The following is a 26,022-nucleotide window of genomic DNA, read 5'->3' on the forward strand; positions in this document are numbered from 1 at the left end:
ACACTCACAAAGCACATCTTGCGAAAATCGCTCCGCAGAAAATACCGTTTAGCATACAATAGATATTTTTTTATGTTTTTACAATCACTTCCAATTTTTCAAAACAGAAAATGGCGAGAATTTTTGCTCTGCTTCTTCTAAATTTTCAACCATATTCATCTTTATCCCTTCTTTACGTGGATAATGATTAATAGACAACTCAAAAAACTCTTCCATGATTGCACCAATATCAATTTTATCATCATAAAACACTTCAGGAGTATCAAGCCCCTCCACATCTAAAAACAATTCTCCTGTATCCTCTGATATTTTGGGCTTCATCAAATTTGAATCTTTAGGAACAAAAACAACCTCAATATTTTCACAAAGGATATTTTCTAATGGTTCTAATGTAACAACACATAACTGTAGTATACGCGCTTGCAACAGACCTTTTATACGCACTCCGCCTTTTTGCCACGGGAAAATATGGAATTTTCCCTCACAAGATTTTACTTCAATTAAATCATGGTTCTGAGCTAAATGTGTACATTCTTTTTTGTTTGCACAAAGATGAACCCTTATACCTTTAACAGGTAGAGAACGTACAGATATTGGATAAGCCAAAGCAAATGTCATTTGAGGAACATTCATTGACAACTCCTAAACATAAAAAAGCATAAAGCACTGTGTTTTTATTTATCTCAAGTATTCATGCATTTTTTTCTTTTCTAAAGAAATTCTATATGGCATAATTTGCTTTATAACAGGGAAACTCAGTGTAAGCTACGGTAGATTAAGCTAAAATTAGAAAAAACTTGAGGTTGCCTTCTTGTCCTACATCTTAGTATAAAAGGAGATATCATTGTTTCAAATGCCTCACATAATAGCCTTAATCAAACGTAAATTATTGATTGGTCTATCAACAGCAAGCATAGGAATGCTCGCTGGGTGTAGTCTTCTTGATTCTTCAGGTTCAAGCCAAATTTATAGAGAGGGCTATGTTCTTGATAAAAATGCTCTAAGTTCTATTTCTCTTGGCTCAAGTCAAGAGCAAGTTCTTTTAACTTTAGGGACCCCTTCATTAAAAACAAAATATGATAATGAAGTTTTTTATTACATCTCACAGACACGCTATCGTGGGATGCAGTTTATGAAAACAAAGATTATTGATCGCAAAGTGTTAGCCATTTACTTCAATAAAAATAATCAGGTTGCAAAAGTTGCTAATTACGGATTACAAGACGGTCAGGTATTTGATTTTATTACACAAACAACGCCAACTGTAACAAAAGAACATCCTTTCTTAATTCAAATTATAAAAGGCCCTGCGACTTTACCACCCCATAATTAAATCATATAGTCTGCATACCTTCTCAATATTATTAGGTCTGATATTATCATACCTAATAATGGGGGGTAGTTTTTAGAGGCGGACTTTTTTTGCCATACTGTCGAGAACTGCATTAACAAGTTTTGGCTCATCGCTTTCAAAAAACGCCTTTGCTATGTCAACATATTCATTCATAACAACCGCAACAGGAACATCTTTACGGTTGATCAACTCCCATAAACCTGCTCGTAAAATTGCTCGCAATATAGAATCAAGACGTGAAAGAGACCACTCTGCAGAAAGCTGTTGATGAAGCAGAGGATCAAGCTTCTTTTGATCTTTTACAACACCCGTTATAATAGCCAAAAACCATTGAAAATCAGCTTCAAGATACTGGTCTCCATCAATATCTTTTCCCAAACGATAAGCCTCATACTCAGCGGCCGTTTCCATCACCCCCGAACCCACGATATCCATTTGATAGAGCGCTTGAACTGCAGCGAGTCTTGCTGCTCCACGTTTATTGGCTGAACGCGGAAAATGTCTGCTGTTTATATCAGCCATATTTAACGACTATCTCCAAATCTCTTTTTTAGAGCGATCATACATAAAGCAGCTTCAGCTGCAAAACTACCTTTATTTTTATCATCTAGTTTTGCACGCACCCATGCTTGTTCTTCGTTTTCAACAGTCAAAATACCATTTCCGATAGCCAAGTGCTGATGAACCGTTAAATCCATCAATGCACGACAAGAATCATTAGCAACAATTTCAAAGTGATATGTTTCACCCCGAATAACACAACCAAGAGCAACATAACCATCATAAGATATCTTATTTTGTTCAGCAAAAGCTATTGCACTTGGTATTTCTAATGCTCCAGGAACCGTTACAACATCATAACTGGCTTCAGCTTTTTGCAAAGTATCCACTGCACCTCTCAAAAGCGCATCAGAAATCTCCTCATAAAAACGTGCTTCAACAATCAATACGTGAGGCTTTTTACGTATCTCTTTCATCATAATAGAATTCCACAAAAAACGAATCAAAAAAATCAAGGTTATAAAGCATAAAATTCTGAAAATGATCAATAAAGTTTTAACTTATTCATCTTCTTTTTTTAGCGTAAGAAGTTTTGTAGCATAACGAGCAAGTTGATCAATTTCCAAATTAACCCGATCTCCAATTTTAGCTTGTCTCCACGTTGTTATTTCAAGTGTATGGCGAATAATAAGAACATCAAAAACACAATCCTCAACACCATTAACAGTCAAAGACGTCCCATTAAGTGCAATAGATCCCTTATTGACAATGAAAGGCATAAATTGTCTTGAAACTTTTAAATAAAAACGAATTGCATCCCCTTCATTTTTTTGCTCAATGATTTCAGCCAAACCATCAATATGACCAGAAACCAAATGTCCTCCCATTTCATCACCCAATCGAAGCGAACGTTCCAAATTAACAAAAGTTCCTTTTATCCATTGTGCAAGATTCGTTAAACGTAATGTTTCTTCCCACGCCTCGACAACAAACCAATTGGAATCTTCTTGTTTTAATCCTCGCTCTACAATCGTCAAACAAATTCCTGAACAAGCAATTGATGCGCCAATTGCTAAGCTTTCTATAGCATAGCGTGTAGAAATCTTTAAACGCATCCCCTGCTTTAAAGGTTGAACATCTTCAACACAACCAATATCCGTTATAATTCCTGTGAACATAATGTCTTACGTCTCCATTTATAAAAACGGTCATTTCCAAACATTCTTGTCTCAATCTCATGAAACTGCGAGAGATAATTTCCAAAATGAGGGGCTTCAATACGATTTTTTCCTAAAACAATGGGGGTATAAAAACATATCAAATGATCAACACAACCAGCATTCAAAAACTTTTCCCCTGTCTTTACGCCCCCTTCCAATAAAACACTATTAATCCCATGTTTATAAAGCATCTGTAAAAGAGCAAAGGGTTCTACATAACCATTGTTCATCTCTACCGAATAAACAGACACACCATATTGCTTCAATGCATTTTTTTTGCTTTTCTTTGAAAGATCCACACCACAAATAACCCATGTAGGAATTTTCATGGCTGTTTGGACAACTTTTGCATCAAGGGGGATAGATAAATCTGCATCCAAAATAATACGAATTGGTGAGCGCATCTCCATCCCTGGCAAGCGGCAATTAAGTTGTGGATCATCTGCTAATATAGTACCAATACCAACAAGGATAGCATTATTTTGAGCACGTAGAATATGCGTATGGGCATGAGAAAGTTTTCCACTAATTTTTACGCTGCCCTTCTCTCTTTTTCCAACACCATTATCGGCGGAAATTGCCATTTTAAAAGTGACCGCACAGCGTTGTATCTTCCTTATGCACCAATGCGTCCATAAGGATTCAAATGCCTCTTCAGCTAAAATGCCCTCAACCACTTCAATACCCGCCGCTCGCAAAAGAGCAATACCATGACCATCAACACGCTTGTCACAATCAGTCAGTGCAACAACAACTCGAGAAATACCTGAATCAATAAGTGCATTCACACACGGCGAAGTTTTTCCATAATGCGCACAAGGTTCTAAAGTAACATAAGCAGTCGCTCCTTGAGCCAAAGAACCAGCCATGTGTAAAGCTTGCACTTCCGCATGAGGACTCCCATGAATAGCTGTTACACCATAGCCAACAATAAATGCCCCCGCACTATTATCGTTTCGCACAATTAACGTACCAACGGAAGGATTCTCACCTGTAAGACCGACATGACGTTCCGCTAAACGAATAGCAGCAGCCATAAACCGTTCATCTTGCACTTTTTCATTCATCAAAACGAGATTCTGTATCCGCGATACCCTTTGACAATTCATCTATAACATCGTGAAAATCGCTTGCATTACGAAAATCTCGATACACAGAAGCAAAACGAATATAAGCAATATCATCAATTCTTTTCAATGCTTCCATCACAAGATGTCCAATTTTTTCTGAAGCAATCTCTGGTTCTCCCAAACTTTCAAGCTGGCGCACAATACCAGAAACTGCTCGTTCAATATGATCAGGATCAATATTGCGCTTACGTACAGCCACATCAACTGATCGCATTAACTTATCACGATCGAATGGTTCACATCGTCCACTTTTTTTAGCAACTAAGAGCTCACGCAACTGAACACGTTCAAAAGTTGTAAAACGACCACCACAAACGGAACACACACGGCGGCGGCGAATCACTGCCCCCTCTTCTGCTGGACGTGAGTCTTTAACCTGTGTATCCTCATATTGGCAGTAAGGACAGCGCATCTTTTGTGTCCTTAACGAGTGCTAAGATAAGAGTAAAGAGGGAATTGATTCGTTATATCTTTTACCTTTTTCTCAACAGCCATTTCAACGGCATAATTATCTTCATCACTTTTTGCGCTCCGAAGACCATCAAGAACTTCTGAAATCAGATGACCAACTTGAATAAACTCTTTTTCTAAAAAACCACGCGTTGTGGCAGCAGGTGATCCCAAGCGAATTCCCGATGTTATAGATGGCGTTTCAGAATCAAAAGGAATACCATTTTTATTGCAGGTAATATGAGCGCGTCCCAAAGCCAATTCAGCACGTTTACCTGTTAGATTTTTGGAACGTAAATCAACCAACAACAAATGATTATCTGTACCACCAGAAACAATATTAAAACCATTACTCTGTAATATTTTTGCTAAAGTTTTCGCATTAGCGACAACATTGGCACTGTAACTCTTAAAAGAAGGACGCAAAGCCTCCTCAAACGCAACAGCCTTTGCGGCAATCACATGCATTAAAGGACCACCTTGAAGACCAGGGAAAATTGCAGAATTAATTTTTCTAGATAAAGCCTCATCATTTGTCAATATTAAACCACCACGAGGACCTCGAAGCGACTTATGCGTTGTTGTTGTTACAATATGCGCATGCGGAACAGGTGAAGGATGCACGCCACCAGCAACAAGACCGGCAATATGAGACATATCCACGAGTAGATGAGCACCAATCTCATTTGCAATTTCACGAAATCGTTTCCAATCCCATAGCCGTGGATAAGATGAGCCACCCGCTATAATAAGTTTGGGCTTACGTTCTTTTGCAAGCTGCTCCACCTCATCCATATCAATAATCTGATCTTCTTGACGCACACCATAGGAAACAACATCAAACCATTTTCCTGACATATTAACAGATGAACCATGCGTAAGGTGACCACCAGCATTTAAATCTAATCCCATAAATGTGTCACCAGGCTGAAGCAAAGCTAAAAAGACAGCTTGATTCATTTGGCTACCAGAATTAGGCTGTACATTTGCAAAAGCAGCACCAAAAAGCTGTTTTGCCCTTTCAATGGCTAAATCTTCAACGACATCAACAAATTGACACCCGCCATAGTAGCGCTTTCTTGGATAACCTTCTGCATACTTATTAGTTAAAACAGAACCCTGCGCTTCAAGAACCGCTCTTGAAACAATATTCTCTGAAGCAATCAGCTCAATTTCATGTTGTTGACGCTCAAACTCCCCTCTAATTGCATCAAAGATTGCACCATCAACAGTTTGCAAATTATCATTAAAAAAGCGCTTTTGTGCGTCATTTTCTTGCTGAGTCATAAAACACGTTCCTAACATAAAAAAATAAAGTCACTGAACGATAACACAGCAAACCATGCAAACCAAACATTTTAAACCACTTACACTCAAAAATAATGATGCAAATATTTATCTTATTCTTTGTTATAAAAACAGCTAAAAACCTCCTTCTCAAGAATGGTAAAAATGAGATTACATTTCTTCTTTTACACTCTTATTTGTTTACACCTTTTACAAAAGGTATCTATAATTTAATGATTAAAAATAATTTATAATGTGAAAAGCTGAATATAATAGGCAAAGTTAATACAAGGCAAATAAGAATGCTAACCAAAGTTTTTATTGATGGTGAACATGGCACAACCGGACTACAAATACAAAAACGCTTAGAGAGGCGTACAGATTTAAAACTACTCTCTCTTGCTCATAAAGATCGCCATAATGTTCATCTGCGACAAGACTATCTTAATCAAGCCGATATTGCTATTTTGTGTCTTCCAGATGATGCTGCACGCGAAACAGTTCATTGGCTTAAAAAAAATAAAAACATTAGGATTATTGATAGCTCGACAGCCCACCGTGTTGCACCAAACTGGGTTTACGGTTTTCCTGAAATGACAGCAGGACAAAGAAAGCGCATCCAAGCAGCACATTATGTAACCAATCCCGGATGCTACCCTACCGGTGCTATTAGTTTGATTCGCCCACTCCGTGAAGCAGGACTGCTAGACGCCTATTATCCCATCTCGATTAATGCAATCTCCGGCTATACCGGTGGTGGAAAACAGTTGATTTTACAAATGGAAAATCAATCTCAACAAAATATTCAGGAAAATTATTTTATCTATGGTCTTAATCTTGAACACAAACATGTGCCAGAAATCAAAATCTATGGACAAATCAATCAAACCCCACTTTTTATACCAAGTGTTGGTCGTTTTCCCCAGGGAATGATTGTGAATCTTCCTCTGCATCGCCATTTATTCACAAAATCAGCAAACTGTTCTGATTTGCGCGAAATTCTCGCAAACCATTATGATGGACAAAATACCATTTTAGTTGCATCACAAGAAGAAACTGTTTCACTTCAAAGACTTAATCCAGAGTGTTTAGGCAATAAAGATGATATGAAACTGTTCGTATTTGGAAATGATCGTGAAGGTATTTTTAATCTTAGCGCCATATTCGATAATTTAGGAAAAGGCGCATCAGCTGCGGCTATCCAAAACCTCGATTTAATGCTTTCAAGCAACTAAACCTCCCTAAACACATACTTTTATTCAACAACGCGATATGCCCCTTTCGTTGCTCGCCAGTGCGCAACCGCAAAACATAACACTGCTAGTGCCATACTTTGATGAATAAGCGCTAAACTTATCGGAACCTCGTGTAACAGTGTTAAGATACCCAAGAGTGCTTGAATAATAATCATAACACAGATAAAAAATGCACGACGAGAATGGGTTGAATGTGGAACATTTTTTTGTACATAGAAAGCATGAATAACTGCGACAATAAATAAAAAATAAGCAAAAAACCGATGAATAAATTGAACCATTAAGGAATTTTCGAATAAATTGAGCCAAACAGGACGATGCTGCAACAATCCATCAGGAATAATCTGCCCATCCATAAGAGGCCATGTATTATAAACTTTTCCAGCATGAAGCCCTGCAACCAAAGCTCCAAAATAAATCTCTATCAAGACGAGAATAACAAGCCAAGCCGCAAAATATTGCACCTTTTGATTTGCTGGTTTTTCTGAGTATTCTGCAAGTCCTCGAGATAAATAAGTAACAAAAACAATAACAAAACATGCCGTTATAAGATGAAATGCCAAACGATATTGGCTCACACTTGTTAAATCACTTTCCCCAATCCCTGAAGAAACCATCCACCAACCAATAAAACCTTGAAAGGCGATAAGAATAGGCACGACAATAAGCGGGAGTAAGATATTTTTTTCAACACGCTTAGTCGCCCAAAACCAAATGAGCCCCAATAAAGCGACAAGACCAACAAGACGCCCAAGAACACGATGCGCCCATTCCCACCAAAAAATGACCTTAAAAGCACTTAAGGTCATATCAGAATTAAACAGCTTATATTGTGCTATCTGTTGATATTTTAAAAATTCCTCTTGCCATTGATCCACACCAATCGGTGGAATAACGCCGTGTATTGGCTTCCATTCGGTTATAGATAATCCTGATCCCGTCAAACGAGTAGCGCCACCCACTAAGACAATTGCTAAACAAAGCAATAAAATAGAATAAAGCCACATCTGTATTTGTTTTCTATTTTTCTTTTGCACGGGCGTTAAAATACTATTGTTTAATCTCTTTACTGCCATCTCTGATTGCCCCACGCTTCTCTCCAACTACAATGTATTTTAAAATTTAAACATTAAATCTTTGTGTATTTTAGTATGTACTATAACTTTAACAAAAAACAAACGTACCACTATAACATGCGATACATATTTCTTTTTTACGAAGTTTATGATGCAACAACGCGATAAACAGTCTTTGGAAAGGTGCTTACCATCCGCATCATCCATTCTTGTTCATTAAGAACAGTATTACAAATATAATAGTCTGTTAGCTCTGCAAATTGCTCAAATCCATATTTTGGTTCGCTTGTCATCTCTAGGATGATAAAGTCATATTCTTTTTTAAATTCTTGTAATATATAAGAAATGTCATTTGAAAAATCTTGTGCAGAAATAGTACTTGTTAACCCCTGAGGGAGAATATCGACCCCCGTATCATAATCACGGTAAATAACATCATGCAACTGGGCATTGCCCGTTAAAATATCACTCAGTCCGCGATGTGGACCAATGACTTTCTCTATTTGTTGACCAGAAATATCGACTAACAAAATTGTTTTGTTCTCTTTTGTGAGATGAAGTGAAAGCTTTGCCGCTGTCCGTGCAGCCTCTGGTCCAATGATTGAAATAATGGTTGAAGCACGCCATTTCAAAATATCAGATAATCCCTCTATCGTAATAAAAGCTTCAAGATTTTTCATTTCTTGAGAGACTAAAATACTCTCGTTCTTCTTAAGAGCATTTTCTTTTGATCTCAAATCCTCTTCTGAGAGTTGGTCTTTTTTGCTTTTAAAGCACGGATAAAATAACAATATTCCTAGCAAAAGAGTAAGGAAGCTGGCCAATGCACTCACAAAAATATTTTTTCCATAAAGAGCTATAAAAGAAATTGGTGCTAACGTTGTTGGCATAACCACGTGGATATTTGTATCTTGTAAGAGAAGAGAATCATCACTCAATCTCGGATATGAACCAATAATTTTTTCTCTTCGTTGAGCAGACTTGCTCATCGCTTTATTTTGTGCATCGACTGCTGCTTTTATTTTATTTTCAAACTCATTAAATATTTTATTCAAAGATTGGGATTGATCTTTTACAAAAAAGTTTATTCTTTTTTTGAGTTGTTTTTCTAATTCCGTTGCAATAGCCTCATCTGAATGAATTTGATAAACAATTTGTAAAATTTTATTTTTTAATTGATCAGAAACTGTCTCTAATTCTGCAGTCATTGCTTTAATTTGAGGATGTGTCCACCCCAATTGCGCCGCCATATGTGCTCTTTGCGTTTCCAAAAGATCACGTTTAGATTCCAGAGCAATAATTGCTGAATTACCTGCAATAAACGATAAAGACAATAAAGACTGTCCCTTTTCACGCATCATGTTAATCGTTGAATTTAAACTTGTTAAATGAAGACGCTTTAAAGTTGCTTCCGTTAATTGCATAGAGAGATCATGAAGCTCTGTTTGTTTTACACCATGTTGAATAAAAGAATCAACAGATGTCCGAAATCCCTGTACGATATTAACGATTGCAGTATTATCATATTGTTTGTCTTCTAATTTATCATTTAACAAGAATTGTTTCTGTTTTATGATCGCTTGTGAAAATGCGGAAAACCAAGTTTCTAATCCACGTTGAGCTGCTTCAAGTGTCTCAGCTTCAAAAGTAAGATCGATAAAATCACCATGACGCGATAAACGGATATTTTCATGATTTTTTTTCTTATAAAAAGCACTTAAAGAAAAATGCGAATCATTGAAGAACATAGGCTGTGAAAACAAAAAGGCGATAACATTGTCTTGCTTTTTAATTGGTAACGGTTTTCCTACAGAATCAGATAATGAAAATATTAAAGTTGCTTGGTAACCACGGGGCTGGACATAATAATACAACCAAATCAAAGATACACATAGCATTTGTAATAGCAAAACAATCAAAATGCTTCGCCTTACGGTACGTATGAATAGTCTTTTATTACACTTAAGACTCATCTTTATCTTAACCAGCAAAATACTTTTTCATATTGTTTTATTAAGAGAAAGTAGTAACTATCCTCTTAACTTACTGTCATATTATTTTGAGATAAGAAAAACATAAAATTTAAGCACAAATGTTCAGCAGTAGCTTTAAAAAATTTGATTCATATTTTTTTGATGTTCTCTAATTGTTTTTTTGCTTCAGAAGTAATAACGGCTCTAATGGTAACAGACCCATCATCATGTCCTTCTTGCACTATTTCCGCAGAGTTTTCATAAAACCAATCGATAAGCGACATTTCATGAGGTTGTAAAAGATATTCAATGCTTTGCACCTCTCCAAAAATTCGCTTTTCAATGGCTCTTAATAATTGATCAAGTCCATCCCCCTTAAGTGCTGATACCATGAGAGCAGGATTTAATCGTGTTTTTGCGCTTGTTTGTAAAACATTCAATGCCTGCTCATCGAACATATCAATCTTATTCCAAACTTCCATGATATGCTCCATATCATCAATATCGATATCAAGACTTGAAAGCACTTCTAAAACATCTTGGGCATGTGCACGATGATCAAGATCTGACATATCTCTTACATGAAGAATGAGATCCGCTTCAACCACTTCTTCAAGGGTTGCTCTAAAAGCTGCAATCAAATTTGTTGGCAAGTTAGAAATAAACCCTACAGTATCAGACAAAAGAATAGTTTTTCCATGGGGAAGAACAACTTTACGCAAAGTCGGATCAAGCGTTGCAAATAACATATTCTTTGCTAAAACATCTGCACCGCTTAAACGGTTAAAGAGAGTTGATTTTCCTGTATTCGTATATCCTACCAAAGCAACAACAGGATAAGATGCTTTTTTCCTTTTTGCTCTATGAAGTGTACGTGTTTTAATAACCGTTTCCAATTCGCGACGAATACGAATAATTTTCTCTTGTAAAAGACGCCTGTCTGCTTCAATTTGCGTTTCACCAGGTCCACCTAGGAAGCCACGCCCCCCCCGTTGTCTTTCCAAGTGCGTCCAACTACGCACAAGTCGTCCTTTTTGATAGGACAAATGCGCTAACTCTACTTGTAAAACTCCTTCTTTTGTTCGTGCACGATCCCCAAAAATTTCAAGAATCAAAGCCGTTTTATCGATAACTTTGCAATTCCATAATTTTTCTAAATTACGCTGCTGTACTGGTGTTAAAAAGTGATCTACAATCGCAAGCTCAATAGAATATTCATCTATATAACAGGTTAACGCATCTACTTTACCTTTTCCAAAGAGGGTCGCAGAGCGAGGCGTTGCAATATTAATCGTTTCATAATTAACAACTTCTAACCTTATAGCACGCGCTAACCCCAATGACTCTTTAACACGAGAAGATATAGAACACTCTCTCAAAGAGCTTTCACTTCTATTTTCTTGAAAAATCGGTATCAAAACAAGTGCGCGCACCTGTCCTTTATTCTGCGAAAATACCCCTCCTAATCTCTCATTTTCATTTATCATAGCAATTTAAGTACTTTTAAAATGGGATAAGAGGTCTATCTTAAATGATATGTTTACTCAGGACTTTCACCCTCAAACATCTGTACAGGCTGCCCAGGCATAATCGTAGAAATAGCATGCTTATAAACCAATTGCGCATGTCCATCTCGGCGCAAAAGAACACAAAAGTTATCAAATGAAGTTACAATACCCGTGAGTTTAACGCCATTGACAAGAAAAATTGTAAGGGAAATTTTTTGCTTACGCACCGTATTTAAAAACACATCTTGTAGGTGTTGTGATCGCTCTACCATTATTCTTACACCTTCATCTCAATTGCATAAAATATTCGTGCATGCATATCGACTGAAAAATATCCAATTGTCAACGTAGAAGCTTCAAAATTTAGCAACAAACAACTGAAATTAGAGAAAAAACGGCTCTTTAAGGCAAGAATAAAGCGCAATTTACGAAAAGCGATATTAAATTAAAAATTTTTCCACGTTTACTTTTTTATGAGCTTACAATATCACAGGCATACTTTTATACATTCTAAGCTACTACAGACTATACGTGATGATGAATCTGCTTCGTTTAGAATCAATAAAAGTAAGCGGACAACAATATTTATTCACGATCATCGGTATTAAAGAGAGGCATTCATACCTTACTGTATATATAACCGCTATTAAATTAGCCTTATTTCAAAGACTACCAGCTTATAAAGTTTTTTATAAACACAAGTTGTAAACAGTATTTTTGTTTTTGTTAGATTCAAATAATAAATTGTTTTTACTATATTTTATAACATTTTTAAACAGGGCATAAGAAACTGCATTAACTTTATCTTGATAAGTTTTTAAAATTTTTCCCTAAGCATATTCCTTTCTAAATAATTAACAGCTAGTATGTAGAAGTTATGTGGAAAAGGACGCATCCCTTTTCCGTCTGTAAGAGTACGAGGCGAGTATGGCACGCAGAACCAAATTGCAAACATTTGAAGTTGAAGTTGAAGAAGCCCTCACAAAAGCTATGAACTTTGATTTCAATGACACAGGATTTGAAACGATATCATCCAATAATTCTGAAAATATTGTTAATGTCGATGATCTGATTCAAAAAATTGCAAAGGCAGAAGAAGAATTTTTTGCTGAAAACGGTACTTCAACTTTTGTTTCTAATATTCATGATGAAGCTGTTATTGATAAATCCGTTGTTGAACAGCTTTTTGCTCCAAAACCTTCACCTGATATTTCAGGTGGAACCGTTCATAATACACTGTTGTCTACAAAACTTCTTCCTGCAAATGATGATATAACAACCCCTGTAAATTTTGAACTATTAAAGCAGCGTTCTTCCTCTCGAGTCTACTGGTATACAACAGCGCTTAGTGCTTTATGGGCAACGGGAGGAGCTTTTATTGCGCATAAGCTCGCACCTACCGGACTCAGCTCCTTATCCAATATCAGCACTTTTGTTACATCCCCAACAGGACTCGCTGTAGCAGCCGGAACAGCAATTCCTATCCTTATATCTTGGGGCGTTGCTCAATTAGCAAAGCGTTCAAACGACTTGCATAATATTGCTCTTCTTATGACAAATGCTGCACAACGCCTTAGTGAACCACAACATTTATCTGAAAAACAAGCTATTGCTATAGGGCAAACCATTCGTGAAGAAGTAGCGGCAATGAATGAAGGTATTGAACGTACCCTCGGACGTGCTGTCGAACTTGAAGCAATCATACAAGGTGAAGTTCACAACCTAGAACAAGCCTATGCTGAAAATGAATTACGCATTCACACATTAATCAAAGAATTGAGTAATGAACGCATAGCCATTTTGAATCACGCAGATCGCGTACAATCAACAATTAAAGGAACCCAAGAACAACTGAGTGATGAATTTGGTTTGGTTACCTCTAAAATTGTAACCAATGTTGAAAAGCTTGCACAAACCCTTTCTCAAACTTTACAAAAACAAGGTGAAGACCTTGTTGAAAAACTTTCCTATGCCGGTGATGGCGTAACAAATCAGCTTGTTGAAAAATTTAATGAAACAACAACACAAATTCAGCAAAAAAACACAGAATTTTTTCATGAGTTAGGAAAAAACTTCGATGGTTTTGCAAAACGATTTGATCATAATGAAAAACAAATAGAAAAAACCTTTAATGAAACAGCTGAAAAAGCGGAAGTACATGTTGCTAAAATTGCAACACATATACAAGCAGTAACAGATCAAACTTTGCACGCTGTCGATGAAAAGTTTAAAGCTTTGGATAAAGCTCTTATTGATCGTAATAATCAATCTCTACAGAATTTTGATGAGAAAATCTTAAAGCTCGACGACCAAGCACATAAACTCTCTTCTAAATTTGATAACGTAACCTCGCAAGCAATTGGAGCCTTTGAACAACGTTTAGCAACTGTTGATCTTTCTCTTAAAGAACATAGTGATTCCATCATTGATTCCTTTATAGAACGCAGTCAGGCTTTAGAGGATAATGCTGAAAAACTTGGTAACTTCTTGGAATCTCATGTCTTGAAAATAAATGAAAACCTCCAAGAAAAAACAGCAGACATTACCCATGCATTTACAAATGGACGTGAAGCTATTCTTTCTGCAATTGATAAAAGTAAAGAAAGTTTGAAAGAAGAAATTCAATATGTCGACAATGCCATTGTTAATATCATACAAGAACGTTCACAAGATTTTAAAGTACAACTTTCTGATCAACGAGCTCTTATGGCAGATATGCTCGATAACGAGAAGAATAAAATTGCGGATACATTAAAAAATCAAATTGATGTCTTGTTCCAAAATACTTCTCACATTGAAAAAGTTTTGGCTGACAATGTTCAAGTCGTTGATAAACAAGCTGAGAATCATATTACAAACATCATTCAATGCACTGAAAAACTACAAAATGTCATTGTACAAAGCTGCAATACAACCCAAGATGCTTTAGAAGCACAAGCGAGAAATATTGATATCCGTGCCGATGCTCTGCGTGACTCTTTAGCGATTAATAGTTTTTCCCTCAATGAAGTTCTTGCCGATCAAGCACGCACACTTGAGCAACGGATGGAAACAATCCATAACCTCATTGCAAAAAGTGATATACGTGTCGATGTTGCATTGAAACAACAAATAGATTTAGTTGAGAGTGCAATTGTCGCCAATAATAAGAACATTACTGAAACGGTTCAAGATCATATCAAAAACCTTGAAAGCCATGCCGAAATTTTAAAGAATACTCTCTCTCAATCGAGTGGTGTTTTCTTTGAAACCCTTGAAACGCGTATGGAATCATTCGATACAGATCTAGACGATCGTGCACACAAAATTTTTGAACGGACAACAGCACTAGAGGAAACATTATCTGAAAAGTTTAGCCAAATCTGTGAAGCCATTGATATGCAAACATCTGTTATTGAAGAACGTTCTGACACGTTAAAAACGTCTCTCATGATTAATAATGAGCAAAGTCAGATAATTCAACAAGCACTGGAAAGCAGTGTTGACAATATGCGTGTCACCTTAGAAGACTCTGTTAATACAGTTACAGATAACCTGCATAATAAGATTATAAAAGCTTCTGATATTCTTTCTTCTACGAGTGAACAAATTCTTTCATCTGTTACAAATGTTACTGCACAAGCAGAAAATATTCTCTCAGAATCAGGCAATCGTATTGTATCAAATGTCAAAAAAACTGTTTATGATACCAGTGAAAAAGTTCTGTCTGTTCTGTCTGAACAAACAGCGCATACTGTCGAAGCTTTCGCAACAGCCAGTCATAATGCACAAGCATTATTGAATGAAACTATTCACACATCAACAACAGCAATAGAGCAAGTTCTTAATGAACGCTGTAATGTTCTTCATCATTCTATGCAAAATTTAAAAAATAATTTAGGATATCAGCTCTCTGATGTAACGAGCCGTCTGGAAGATGCAGAAAATCAAACAGCAACACAAATTTCAAAACATGTTGGAAAAATAACAGAGCTGACAAATCACTTAAATCAAGCAGCGCAAAATACGACGGAATCAATAGATTCTTTAACACAGCATATCGGTAAACAACTCTCTCTCTCCACACAAGAAGCTGAACAAAGAATTTATACACATAATGAATTTTTAGTGAATAGCTTAACCAAAGCTAACTCTGAAACACTTCAAACAATAACGGTTATGAAAGAAGACCTTGTTAATAATGTCTCATCCATCTTAACACAGTTGAATCAATCAATTTACAATTTTCATGAAAATAGTAATGTTTTATTATCGGCTGTTCAAAATATTGATGGTCAGTTTAATGAGAGTACGAATAATTTTTTCCGCAACACGGACCAAGTAGTAGAGCATTTGTCAGCCTCAAATCAAGCGCTCAATAATAATGTTGAAATTCTGCAAGGACTTTCAAAGAGTACCTTTGAACAAATTAATCATATAACGAGCAATTTTGGTGAACATGCAAAAACACTTTCCCAAACTATTCATGTTCTTGAACAGTCTGAAAATTCACTTAGTACAACACTTGAAGAAAAACATAACACGCTTTCTGTATTAAGCGATGCTCTTGTCTCAAAGTCTCATGAAATTAATCAAATGATTGGGCATTATGAAAAAATCTTCAACTTAGCACTTGAACGCTCTGATAAAAATGCGCGTAACTCCACAAATTCATTCCAACAATCACTTAATAGGCTTGTTAGTGAAGCATCAACGCGTTTTTCAGAAGCAGCGGAAGACATACGTCGCTCCGCTGATGAAGTTCGTTTAGAGCTTTCAAAGATTAATAATGATATCAATGAAAATGTTAAGAAACTTCCAGAAAAGACAAAAGAAACAACACAAACAATTCGCACAGCTTTGAATGAACAGATTACAGCGTTACAAGATCTAGTCAGTGTTATACAAAATGAGCAAAAGGGAGCAAAAGAACAGCTGATATCGGCATTTCCTACATCATCAATGTTTAATCAAAGAGGTGACAATTCCACTGAGTCCGTTAAAAAGATCGTACCACCTAAGCCTATTTTGCAACAAGATCAAAGCAAAAAAAGACCAAATAAATGGGTATCAAATCTCTTAGAAAGAGCTTCACGTGAAGAAACATTTTATGATGCTCCCCCTAGTGATGATGTTTTAATATCAGTGCAAACAAAACCATCTCCTGCAGACAGCTCTCTTAACTCATTAGCTTCTGGTATAGTGCAAGCTATTAATCACAATGCCATTGTTGAGCTATGGGATCATTATCAACGTGGACAGAAAAACATTGTAACAGAACGCCTTTATACCTTAAATGGGAAAAAAATATTTGAAATGATTAAGAGAAAATATATGAGCGATTTTGAGTTTAAACGTTCAGTGAATCAATATGTTACAGATTTCGAAAAGCTCTTACGTGATATATCGCGCAATTCTGGTTCTTCCAACTCAGTTCGCAAATATCTGATATCAGATACCGGAAAAGTTTATACTATGCTTGCTCATGCAAGTAGTCGAATCCAATAAAAAAATAAGAAAAGTGGAAAAAGATATTTTTTCCACTTTTTCTCTCTCCAGTTGTTTTAATGGCTCATCATAGAGTACTTTTCTTTAAACTGTAGCTTTGTACTTCAAAGGCTAGGATAATTGGCATCCGGTTTTCTTTGATATCCTAAGCAATAACCTAAAGAAGCGTAATGACTTATCAAACAACATATCATTCTAAGAATGATAAACAACACAACTTCCAGTCTCAACGTTCCAGTCTCCTTTAAAAGAGCTGAATAAACAATTTATAAATTACAAATTGTTATTTAAAATTTCCTCTACCTCCGTATAAAACTTTAAATAAAATATATACTTTATAAAAAACGGATGAAATTAATCGAAAACGCTCTTCTGTTCTTTCCTTGTTTTGTAAACATTGCAAAAATAGTGGCTTGATAATGTAATCGTTAGAAAATATTTTATTTTTTTGTAAACTGATCAATTTTTACGAGTTTTATTAAGGAGAGAAAAAAATGTGCTGCTATCAATGAAATTATTCATGCATACAAACAAAAAAGAATCATCAAACTGGTTTTACGATCCAGAAGAATTTGCTCATACTCATGCATTTTGATATTCAGAGAAATGAGGATCTATTAGTGGACAAAACCTTATCGTAGATGAAACATCTCATATACACATAAGCTAACTTGGATATCATAAAAATGTCTAGAGAACGAAATAGTGATTTCAGTTCACCAAAAGCTGAACTTGACAGTGCCGCACTTTTTTATCACCAACACCCAAAACCTGGAAAATTGGAAATACAAGCAACAAAACCTCTTGATAATCAACGTGATTTAGCTCTTGCTTATTCTCCAGGCGTTGCAGCACCATGTCTTGCGATTCATGAAGATCCCAATCTTGCTGCTCAATATACCTCCCGTGCTAATTTAGTCGCTGTTATATCCAATGGAACTGCTGTTCTTGGTTTAGGAAACATTGGTCCACTCGCTTCAAAGCCAGTTATGGAAGGCAAAGCAGTTTTATTCAAAAAATTTGCGAATATTGATGTTTTTGATATTGAAATTGATGCATCCGATATAGAACAAATGGTACAAACAATATCGACCTTAGAACCTACATTTGGTGGTATTAATCTTGAAGACATTAAGGCCCCTGAATGTTTTGACATCGAAGAAAAACTTCGTGCTAAAATGAATATTCCAGTTTTTCATGATGACCAACATGGAACTGCCATTATTGTTTCTGCGGCTGTATTAAATGCCTTAAATCTTTCAGGAAAAAAAATTGAAAATGCAAAAATAGTTACCTCAGGTGCAGGTGCTGCTGCCTTAGCTTGTCTTAATCTTTTAGTTCGTCTTGGAGCGAAAGTTGAAAATATTTGGCTTAGTGACTTAGAGGGGGTTGTTTATGAAGGTCGCAAGACCCTTATGGATCGTTGGAAAATCAATTACGCACAAAAAACGGATGCACGAACTTTATCTGATATCATTGATGATGCGGATATTTTTCTAGGCCTATCTGCAGGTGGTGTTTTAAAGCCTGAATATCTTAAAAGAATGGCTCAAAATCCACTCATTTTAGCGCTGGCTAATCCAGTACCAGAAATTATGCCTGAAGAAGCACGCTCTATACGACCAGATGCAATGATCTGCACAGGACGCTCTGATTATCCTAATCAAGTTAATAATGTCCTTTGTTTTCCCTATATCTTCCGTGGTGCATTAGATGTAGGTGCTAGTGCAATTAATGAAGAAATGAAAATGGCCGCTGTTCATGCGATTGCTGCCCTTGCACGTGAAGAAACTTCAGATGTTGTAGCACGTGCATACTCAAAAGAACCACCCAATTTTGGACCAGACTATCTGATCCCCTCTCCTTTTGATCCGCGTTTAATACTGCGAATTGCTCCCGCTGTTGCTAAAGCCGCAATGGCAACTGGTGTCGCCATTCGACCCATTAAAGATATGGAAGCCTACTATGATATCCTCAATCGATTTGTCTTTCTTTCTGGTTTAACAATGAAACCTGTTTTTGCTGCAGCAAAAACAGCAAAACGTAAACGTGTCATCTACGCCAATGGTGAAGATGAACGCGTCCTTCGTGCAGCACAAGTTGTCATTGAAGAACAAACAGCAACACCCATCCTTATCGGCCGTCCACATGTCATAGAAGCACGATTAAAACGCTTTGGTTTAAGAATTCGTCCTGGTATAGATTTTGAATTAATAAACCCTGAAAATGATCCACGTTTTCGTGATTATGTTAATTTATTTTTTCATTATACAGGAAGGCGTGGTGTTACGCCTGAAATGGCAAAAACAGTCGTGAGAACCTCAACAACGGCTATTGCTGCCCTTGCCGTCATGCGTGAAGAAGCAGATGCAATGATTTGCGGCTTAGAAGGACGTTTTGAACGTCAACTTGAATTGATTGAACAAATTATCGGTCTTGATCCTAATGTTCACCGTTTTTCTGCTATGAGTTTGCTTATCTCTCAACAACGTACTCTTTTCCTCACAGATACTTACGTCAATGAAAATCCTTCTGCAGAAGAAATCGCTGAAATGACTGTATTGGCAGCTCAAGAAGTTGAAGCATTTGGAATAACACCAAAAGCAGCCTTATTATCACACTCAAACTTTGGTTCTAAAAACACAGAAAGTGCACGTAAAATGCGACGTGCAACAGAAATTCTTGCCAAATTACACCCTAATTTAGAAGCGGATGGTGAAATGCATGGTGATGCTGCCCTTTCCAAAATTTTTCGTGATCGTGTTTTTCCTGATTCTCGTCTTAAAAGTGAAGCTAATTTGCTTGTCTTTCCAACACTTGATTCAGCCAATATCACACTCAACACTGTTAAAAGCCTCACAAATGCACTCCATGTGGGTCCTATTTTAATCGGGGCAGCACGTCCCGCCCATATCTTAACACCTTCAGTAACTTCGCGGGGAGTTGTTAATATAACAGCCCTTGCTGTCCTTGCGGCCAATAGAAAAAATATACTCGTAAAATAAATGCGCAATAAAATTTCGAAGTTTTTTAAATATTGAGATATAGTATTTCATGTACTGTAAACCTCTTTTCTCTATAGAAAAGACAGCTATATTCTGGATTAAGCCTTTTTTTTTAAGAAAAAAAAGGCTAGAAGAATAATATTAAATGTATTTTGAATTTACTAACTCTATAATAAGGAACCCGTACATTGCCTTCCACGTTTGATAAAGTTGCTGATATCATTGCAGAAATCAGTGAAATTGATCGCAATACAATTACACCTGAAAGTCATACAATTGACGATCTAGGAATCGACAGTCTTGATTTTCTTGATATTGTTTTCGCTATTGATAAAGCTTTCGGAATAAAAGTCCCTCTAGAACAATGGACACAAGAAGTCAACGAAGGTGCCGTTGCAACAGAAGAATACTTTGTTCTTAAAAACCTTTGTGCAAAAATTGATGATCTCGTTGCCTTAAAACAGGCAGATTAATTTTCATCATGCATAATCAATCTGTATTCATCACTGGTATAGGACTCATAAGCTCTCTGGGGGAAGGAACTGATCAGCATTGGAATCTCTTAAATGATCCAATCCATACACCAAACCTAGATTGTACAACTTTTTCACCCTACACGGTTCATAAATTGCCTGAAATTGATTGGAGTTTACAAATTCCTAAAAAAAGTGATCAACGGCAAATGGGAACATGGCAGCGTCTTGGTACCTATGCAGCTGGTCTTGCTCTTGATGATGCCGGCATGAAAAATAATGAACAATTCACTTCAACAATGGATATGATCGTAGCAGCAAGTGGAGGAGAGCGTGATATTACTGTTGATACACAGATTCTTTCTAAAGCGCGCACAGTTGCCGATCATGCCTCTATGTTAAATGTTGCTCTTTCAACCGAACTTCGTCCAACATTATTTTTGGCACAACTTTCAAACCTTTTGGCAGGAAACATTTCAATTGTTCACAAAGTCACTGGATCATCTCGTACATTTATGGGAGAAGAAGGCAGTGGGCTTTCTGCACTTCAAATTGCTGTAGCTCGTATTAAATCAGGTCAAAGTACCCATGCTCTTGTAGGAAGTTCCTATAATGCACAAAGTTATGATATGTTATTGGCGCATGAGCTTGGTGGTCTTTTAACCCATAGTGGATGGAGCCCAGTGTGGGATCGTGAAATCCACCCTGGAGGCGGTGTCATAGCCGGTTCTGGTGGTATCTTCCTAGTTCTTGAAAGTGAAGAACATGCAAAAAAACGCAATGCCCGTGTTTACGCTGAAATTAGCCAAATTATTACAGACCAAACAGATAGAACCAAAGTTCCACTTAGAGAGTCAATCGCAACAATGTTAAAAACTGCAGGCGCTAAATCTGCCCTAGCCATTTCAGCGGCCTCAGGAGCTCACGAAGTAACAAAAGCAGAACAAAATGCTCTTGATAATGCTGATCTATCTTACCGTGGCATTACAACATTATTTGGGTATATGCGGGAAGCACAATTTCCTCTAGCTCTAGCTCTTGCAGCACTTTCAATTGAAAAAAAACACTGTTTTCCAGCATTAAGTCCTCATGAAAAACCTTTTTCTAAAGAAGTACGTGAAATATTTGTTACAATTATTGGTATAAAAAGAGCTGAAGGTGTCGTACGTCTTACAGCTGTTTGAAGGGGAATTTCTATAGTGAAATATCATGATCATTTTGGGCGTCCGCTTGTAGCAATAACTGGGGCAGGTATTGTCACATCCCTGGGACAAGGGAAACGTGAAAATTGGCAAAAATTAACAAGCGGTGTAAGCGGTATCCACAAAATAACGCGTTTTCCCATTGAGGGATTAAATACATATATCGCTGGAACAATTGATTTTCTCAAAGAAAGTACACTTGGTGCTTCAGCTCTCTCTGAGAAGCTTGCACATCTTTCTGCTGAAGAAGCTTTGGAACAAGCTGCTGTTGATAAAAAAAATTTTAATGGACCACTCTTTCTAGCTGCTCCTCCTGTTGAACTTGAATGGACCGCACGTTTTAGTCTTGATCAAGAGGAAGAATTCAATAATGAACCTTCTTATACACATCTTCTTAAAGTCTGTAAGGATAAACTCCATGAAACGCTTTTTGAATCCACACAATTTGGTGCAATTGCAGAAAAACTTCAAAAAACATTTGGCACAAAAGGACTTCCTGTTACACTTTCCACTGCTTGTGCATCTGGTGCAACAGCAATTCAATTAGGAGTTGAGTCTATTAGACGGGGAGAGACAAATCGAGCTCTCATAATTGCGACAGATGGATCAGTTTCAGCAGAATCTCTCATCCGTTTTTCGTTACTATCTGCTCTTTCAACCCAAAATGATCCTGCTGAAAAAGCAGCAAAACCCTTTAGCCGTGATCGGGATGGATTTGTTATGGCAGAAGGCTCAGGTGCTTTTGTTCTTGAATCTCTTCAAAGCGCATTAAACCGTAATGCTACAGTTTTAGGAATTTTAGCTGGCTGTGGAGAAACAGCCGATGATTTTCACCGCACACGTTCAAAACCCGATGCATCACCAGCAATTGAATCCGTTCGCAAAGCTTTAAACGATGCACAAATAACCATCAATGAAATTGATTATATTAATGCACATGGAACTTCAACACCTGAAAATGAGAAAATGGAATATCTTGCATTATCAACAGTATTTGGTGATCTTTTAGAGCATATTCCAGTCTCTTCTAATAAATCAATGATTGGGCATACATTAACTGCTGCTGGTGCAATAGAAGCGGTTTTTTCGCTTTTAACCATTCAATCGGGGATACTTCCACCTACAATAAATTATGATAATCCTGACCCTGCTATCCCTTTAGATGTTGTTCCTCATCATAGCCGTAAAGCCTGTGTCAATGCGGTTTTATCCAACTCATTTGGATTTGGTGGTCAAAATATGAGTCTTGTCATCACTGCATATAAAGGATAATCCTTTAATAATAAAATTTTATAACGCTAACCTAATAACATATTTAAGGGGATGGTAATGCGTGCACTGAAACTCTTCGATGATCGTCGGCTTGAAATCACCAATATTTCCCCGCCATCTTCACCTAGTCTAGGTGAAGTAACTGTGCGAATAAAAGCCGTTGCTCTTAATCATATTGATGTATGGGGATGGCGTGGCATGGCTTTTGCGAAAAGAAAAATGCCACTCATCATTGGTGCAGAAGCCTCTGGTGAGGTTATACAAATAGGAGATGGCGTTGAACATCTCCAACTTGGACAAATTGTCTCAATTTATGGTGCACAAACCTGCGGAGTATGCCAAGCTTGTCATGAAGGACGGGATAATCTTTGCAGTCATGTAAAGGGAGTCTATGGTTTTCACCTTGATGGATTTGCGTGTGAGCTTGTCAATTTGCCAGCACGTTTATTAGTTCCATCACCTCCCCAATGTGATGAATTGCAGGCAGCGGTTGCTCCAATTACTTTTGGTACCGTAGAACATATGCTTTTCGATAACGCAAAACTACAAGCAGGAGAAACAATCCTGATACAGGCTGGTGGTTCAGGTATTGGCTCTGCAGCCATTCAACTTGCAAAACACATGGGCTGTACAGTTATCACAACTGTAGGTTCAGATGAAAAAATTGCAAAAGCACACTCTCTTGGAGCAGATCATGTGATTAATTATCGTAAAGATCGTTTTGAAGGTGTAGTGCGTAAATTAACCCAAAAAAAAGGTGTTGACGTTGTTTTTGAGCATGTTGGTGTAGATACATGGAACGGTTCTCTGTTATGTATGAAAAAAGGAGCACGCTTAGTGACTTGCGGTTCAACCTCTGGTGTTTCAGCACCAATAAATCTCATGCAATTATTCCAACAACAACTTAAGATATTCGGTTCATTTGGCTGCCGTATGGAAAATATGAAAAATGCCATGCAAAAAATGGCACAAAAAACTGTACACCCTGTCATTGATACAATTGTTGGGCTTGATGAAATTGATACAGCTTTAAAACGAATGGAGAGCCGTGATATTTTTGGTAAAATTATCCTTACAATCGATTAAATCATGATGAAGCTTTCTCTTAAAAATCTCATATATCTTATTAAAATTATAGCTAAAAAAATATCCTACTTGTTATGGGCTTATCTGCTCTTTGGTTCTTTATTTATTCTAAAATGCTTTCCTGCCAAAATGGGAATCTCTTTTTTTTCTTGGTTGGCAAAAAAAATTGGTCCTCTTTTACATCGTCATCAAATCACACTTGCAAATCTTAGGAGTGCATATCCAGAAAAAACAGAGCAAGAACTCCATGCGATTGCAATAGAAATGTGGGAAAATATAGGACGTTTCTTAGCCGAATATATTTTTCTTGATAAAATTTTTGATTTTGATCCTCATGCGGACGAGCCAGGTTTCATTGAGGTTCAAGGCGTTGAAATATTTGAGCGATTAAAAAATGAAAAAAAACCACATATTTTTTTCACTGCGCATACTGGAAATTTTGAACTTCTGCCTATTTGCGCACAAAGTTTTGATCTTAATGTTACAGTATTATTTAGACCACCCAATAATCCCTATGTTGCCAAACGAGTCCTTAAAGCACGACAAACTTCTATGGGACATCTTGTTCCCTCCAAGGCCGGTGCAGCATGGGCATTAGCAGCCAAATTAGAAGAAGGTGAAAATGTTGGTATGCTCGTTGATCAAAAATTTCGCCGCGGTATCATGGGAACGTTTTTTAACAGACCTCTTAAAACAAATCCCTTAATTATAAAACTTGCTCGACAATATGACTGTGATATTTATCCAGCACGTTGTATTCGTTTGCCTAATGGACGTCATCGTTTAGAGTTATATGAACATGTAGAACTTCCACGTGATGGAAAAAATGATATCGATATAGCTGCTTCTACGCAAAAATTAAATGATATTGTTGAATCTTGGGTCCGTGAATATCCTGGACAATGGATGTGGTTACATAGACGTTGGGACATCTAACATAAAAAGGAAGTGCAAATATTAGCTTCCAAAGATATAAAAAAATCTCACTGCAATTATCACTGCATTACGAAATTCTGATAGTGATTGTATCTAGCATAAAAAAACAAATTTTTGAATCCCTCATACCCTATATGCTCGAAAAAGTTTACGAAGTCATCGATGCCATTGAACAAAAAAACCGAAAGAATCTCTGTGAAGAACTTGGGGGTCTTCTTTTACAAGTTATCTATCATGCTACCATTGCACAAGAAGAAGGCAGCTTTACTTTTGAAGATATTGTTTATGCGATCACGGCAAAAATGATTCGACGCCATCCTCACGTTTTTGGAAATGCTGAGAAAAAAATTGCGCAAAGAAAAAAACAACAATTCCTCCACAAACATACTCGCAAAAGTAAAACAAATCCAGCCAACAAACCAAGAGGCACTTTCTTTACAAGAATCAGCAGCTAAAATAGGTTTTGATTGGCAAAAAAGTGATAAAGTTTTTGAAAAAATAGAAGAAGAACTCGAAGAGCTCAAAGAAGCCATCAAAAATAAAAAAAATTAGAGATCGAAGAAGAGTTTGGAGATCTCTACTTTGTTCTCCTTAATCTCGCACGCCATTTAACGATTGATTCACAAAAAGCATTAAAAAAACGAATATAAAATTTCGAAATCGTTTCGCCTATATTGAAGAAAAGCTATCCACTCAATCTAAAAAACTCACTGACGCATCCTTGAATGAAATGGAAGCACTTTGACAGCAAGCTAAAAATGAACGATAAAAAATATTAGATTTCTCCTACCTCAAAGAACAAGCTC

The 26,022-nt window shown here is 36.8% G+C and carries 20 protein-coding genes and 1 pseudogene; 10 read left to right on the forward strand and 11 right to left on the reverse strand.

Going from position 1 to position 26,022, the window contains the following annotated elements:
• Positions 1 to 84: 84 nt before the first annotated feature.
• On the reverse strand, positions 85 to 633 hold the full coding sequence (locus tag ACFIJS_RS06120) for a DUF177 domain-containing protein (protein ID WP_375650659.1): 549 nt from the start codon (positions 631 to 633) through the stop codon (positions 85 to 87).
• Positions 634 to 853: 220 nt separating this feature from the next.
• On the opposite strand from ACFIJS_RS06120, the gene ACFIJS_RS06125 reads away from it, so the two are divergent.
• Positions 854 to 1,333, forward strand: coding sequence for an outer membrane protein assembly factor BamE (locus tag ACFIJS_RS06125; protein ID WP_375650728.1), 480 nt, complete (start codon positions 854 to 856; stop codon positions 1,331 to 1,333).
• Positions 1,334 to 1,405: 72 nt separating this feature from the next.
• Here ACFIJS_RS06125 and nusB read toward each other — a convergent pair whose 3' ends face one another.
• The 6 genes from nusB to glyA all read right to left on the reverse strand — a co-directional run bounded on the left by nusB (position 1,406) and on the right by glyA (position 5,942).
• Positions 1,406 to 1,876 (reverse strand): transcription antitermination factor NusB, encoded by a 471-nt coding sequence (gene nusB / locus ACFIJS_RS06130; protein ID WP_375650660.1) that lies wholly within the window; start codon positions 1,874 to 1,876, stop codon positions 1,406 to 1,408.
• 2 nt (positions 1,877 to 1,878) lie between these two features.
• Positions 1,879 to 2,334 (reverse strand): 6,7-dimethyl-8-ribityllumazine synthase, encoded by a 456-nt coding sequence (locus ACFIJS_RS06135; protein WP_375622608.1) that lies wholly within the window; start codon positions 2,332 to 2,334, stop codon positions 1,879 to 1,881.
• Between the two features lie 81 nt (positions 2,335 to 2,415).
• Positions 2,416 to 3,033 (reverse strand): riboflavin synthase, encoded by a 618-nt coding sequence (locus ACFIJS_RS06140; RefSeq protein WP_375650661.1) that lies wholly within the window; start codon positions 3,031 to 3,033, stop codon positions 2,416 to 2,418.
• The gene (gene ribD, locus ACFIJS_RS06145; protein ID WP_375650730.1) at positions 3,015 to 4,142 is read right to left on the reverse strand and encodes a bifunctional diaminohydroxyphosphoribosylaminopyrimidine deaminase/5-amino-6-(5-phosphoribosylamino)uracil reductase RibD; all 1,128 of its coding nucleotides are present in this window, start codon (positions 4,140 to 4,142) and stop codon (positions 3,015 to 3,017) included. The genes ACFIJS_RS06140 and ribD overlap by 19 nt, the downstream gene beginning before the upstream one ends.
• Positions 4,135 to 4,617, reverse strand: coding sequence for a transcriptional regulator NrdR (nrdR, locus tag ACFIJS_RS06150; RefSeq protein ID WP_375650663.1), 483 nt, complete (start codon positions 4,615 to 4,617; stop codon positions 4,135 to 4,137). Before nrdR ends, ribD begins: the two co-directional genes overlap by 8 nt.
• Positions 4,618 to 4,628: 11 nt before the next feature.
• Positions 4,629 to 5,942, reverse strand: coding sequence for a serine hydroxymethyltransferase (glyA, locus tag ACFIJS_RS06155; RefSeq protein ID WP_375650664.1), 1,314 nt, complete (start codon positions 5,940 to 5,942; stop codon positions 4,629 to 4,631).
• Positions 5,943 to 6,244: 302 nt separating this feature from the next.
• On the opposite strand from glyA, the gene argC reads away from it, so the two are divergent.
• Positions 6,245 to 7,177: an N-acetyl-gamma-glutamyl-phosphate reductase gene (argC, locus tag ACFIJS_RS06160; RefSeq protein ID WP_375650665.1), complete on the forward strand. Its 933-nt coding sequence runs from the start codon at positions 6,245 to 6,247 to the stop codon at positions 7,175 to 7,177.
• A gap of 20 nt (positions 7,178 to 7,197) precedes the next feature.
• Here argC and ACFIJS_RS06165 read toward each other — a convergent pair whose 3' ends face one another.
• From ACFIJS_RS06165 to hfq, 4 genes are all read right to left on the reverse strand, one after another.
• Positions 7,198 to 8,274, reverse strand: a complete 1,077-nt coding sequence (locus ACFIJS_RS06165) for a COX15/CtaA family protein (RefSeq protein WP_375650731.1) — start codon at positions 8,272 to 8,274, stop codon at positions 7,198 to 7,200.
• A 146-nt stretch (positions 8,275 to 8,420) separates the two neighbouring features.
• On the reverse strand, positions 8,421 to 10,247 hold the full coding sequence (locus ACFIJS_RS06170; protein ID WP_375650667.1) for a hypothetical protein: 1,827 nt from the start codon (positions 10,245 to 10,247) through the stop codon (positions 8,421 to 8,423).
• A gap of 149 nt (positions 10,248 to 10,396) precedes the next feature.
• Positions 10,397 to 11,734, reverse strand: coding sequence for a GTPase HflX (hflX, locus tag ACFIJS_RS06175; protein WP_375650668.1), 1,338 nt, complete (start codon positions 11,732 to 11,734; stop codon positions 10,397 to 10,399).
• 53 nt (positions 11,735 to 11,787) lie between these two features.
• Entirely contained in the window at positions 11,788 to 12,027 is a 240-nt protein-coding gene (gene hfq / locus ACFIJS_RS06180; protein WP_375622626.1) for an RNA chaperone Hfq, read from the reverse strand.
• A gap of 655 nt (positions 12,028 to 12,682) precedes the next feature.
• Here hfq and ACFIJS_RS06185 point away from each other — a divergent pair.
• From ACFIJS_RS06185 to mazG, 8 genes and pseudogenes are all read left to right on the forward strand, one after another.
• Positions 12,683 to 17,242 (forward strand): hypothetical protein, encoded by a 4,560-nt coding sequence (locus ACFIJS_RS06185; RefSeq protein ID WP_375650670.1) that lies wholly within the window; start codon positions 12,683 to 12,685, stop codon positions 17,240 to 17,242.
• A 686-nt stretch (positions 17,243 to 17,928) separates the two neighbouring features.
• On the forward strand, positions 17,929 to 20,247 hold the full coding sequence (locus ACFIJS_RS06190) for an NADP-dependent malic enzyme (protein ID WP_375650671.1): 2,319 nt from the start codon (positions 17,929 to 17,931) through the stop codon (positions 20,245 to 20,247).
• A gap of 188 nt (positions 20,248 to 20,435) precedes the next feature.
• The gene (locus ACFIJS_RS06195) at positions 20,436 to 20,720 is read left to right on the forward strand and encodes an acyl carrier protein (RefSeq protein ID WP_375622632.1); all 285 of its coding nucleotides are present in this window, start codon (positions 20,436 to 20,438) and stop codon (positions 20,718 to 20,720) included.
• Positions 20,721 to 20,728: 8 nt separating this feature from the next.
• Positions 20,729 to 21,904 carry a beta-ketoacyl-ACP synthase gene (locus ACFIJS_RS06200; protein WP_375650672.1) on the forward strand — a complete coding sequence of 392 codons (1,176 nt, stop codon included), beginning with the start codon at positions 20,729 to 20,731 and terminating at the stop codon, positions 21,902 to 21,904.
• A gap of 15 nt (positions 21,905 to 21,919) precedes the next feature.
• Positions 21,920 to 23,194 (forward strand): beta-ketoacyl-ACP synthase, encoded by a 1,275-nt coding sequence (locus tag ACFIJS_RS06205; RefSeq protein WP_375650674.1) that lies wholly within the window; start codon positions 21,920 to 21,922, stop codon positions 23,192 to 23,194.
• A gap of 57 nt (positions 23,195 to 23,251) precedes the next feature.
• Positions 23,252 to 24,280, forward strand: coding sequence for a zinc-binding dehydrogenase (locus tag ACFIJS_RS06210; RefSeq protein WP_375650675.1), 1,029 nt, complete (start codon positions 23,252 to 23,254; stop codon positions 24,278 to 24,280).
• A 6-nt stretch (positions 24,281 to 24,286) separates the two neighbouring features.
• Positions 24,287 to 25,216 carry a lipid A biosynthesis lauroyl acyltransferase gene (locus tag ACFIJS_RS06215; protein ID WP_375650733.1) on the forward strand — a complete coding sequence of 310 codons (930 nt, stop codon included), beginning with the start codon at positions 24,287 to 24,289 and terminating at the stop codon, positions 25,214 to 25,216.
• 18 nt (positions 25,217 to 25,234) lie between these two features.
• Positions 25,235 to 25,961, forward strand: a pseudogene (gene mazG, locus ACFIJS_RS06220) (nucleoside triphosphate pyrophosphohydrolase).
• Positions 25,962 to 26,022: the final 61 nt, after the last annotated feature.

Source organism: Bartonella sp. OT172YNZD (assembly GCF_042193725.1).
Taxonomy (GTDB): Bacteria; Pseudomonadota; Alphaproteobacteria; order Rhizobiales; family Rhizobiaceae; genus Bartonella; species Bartonella grahamii_A.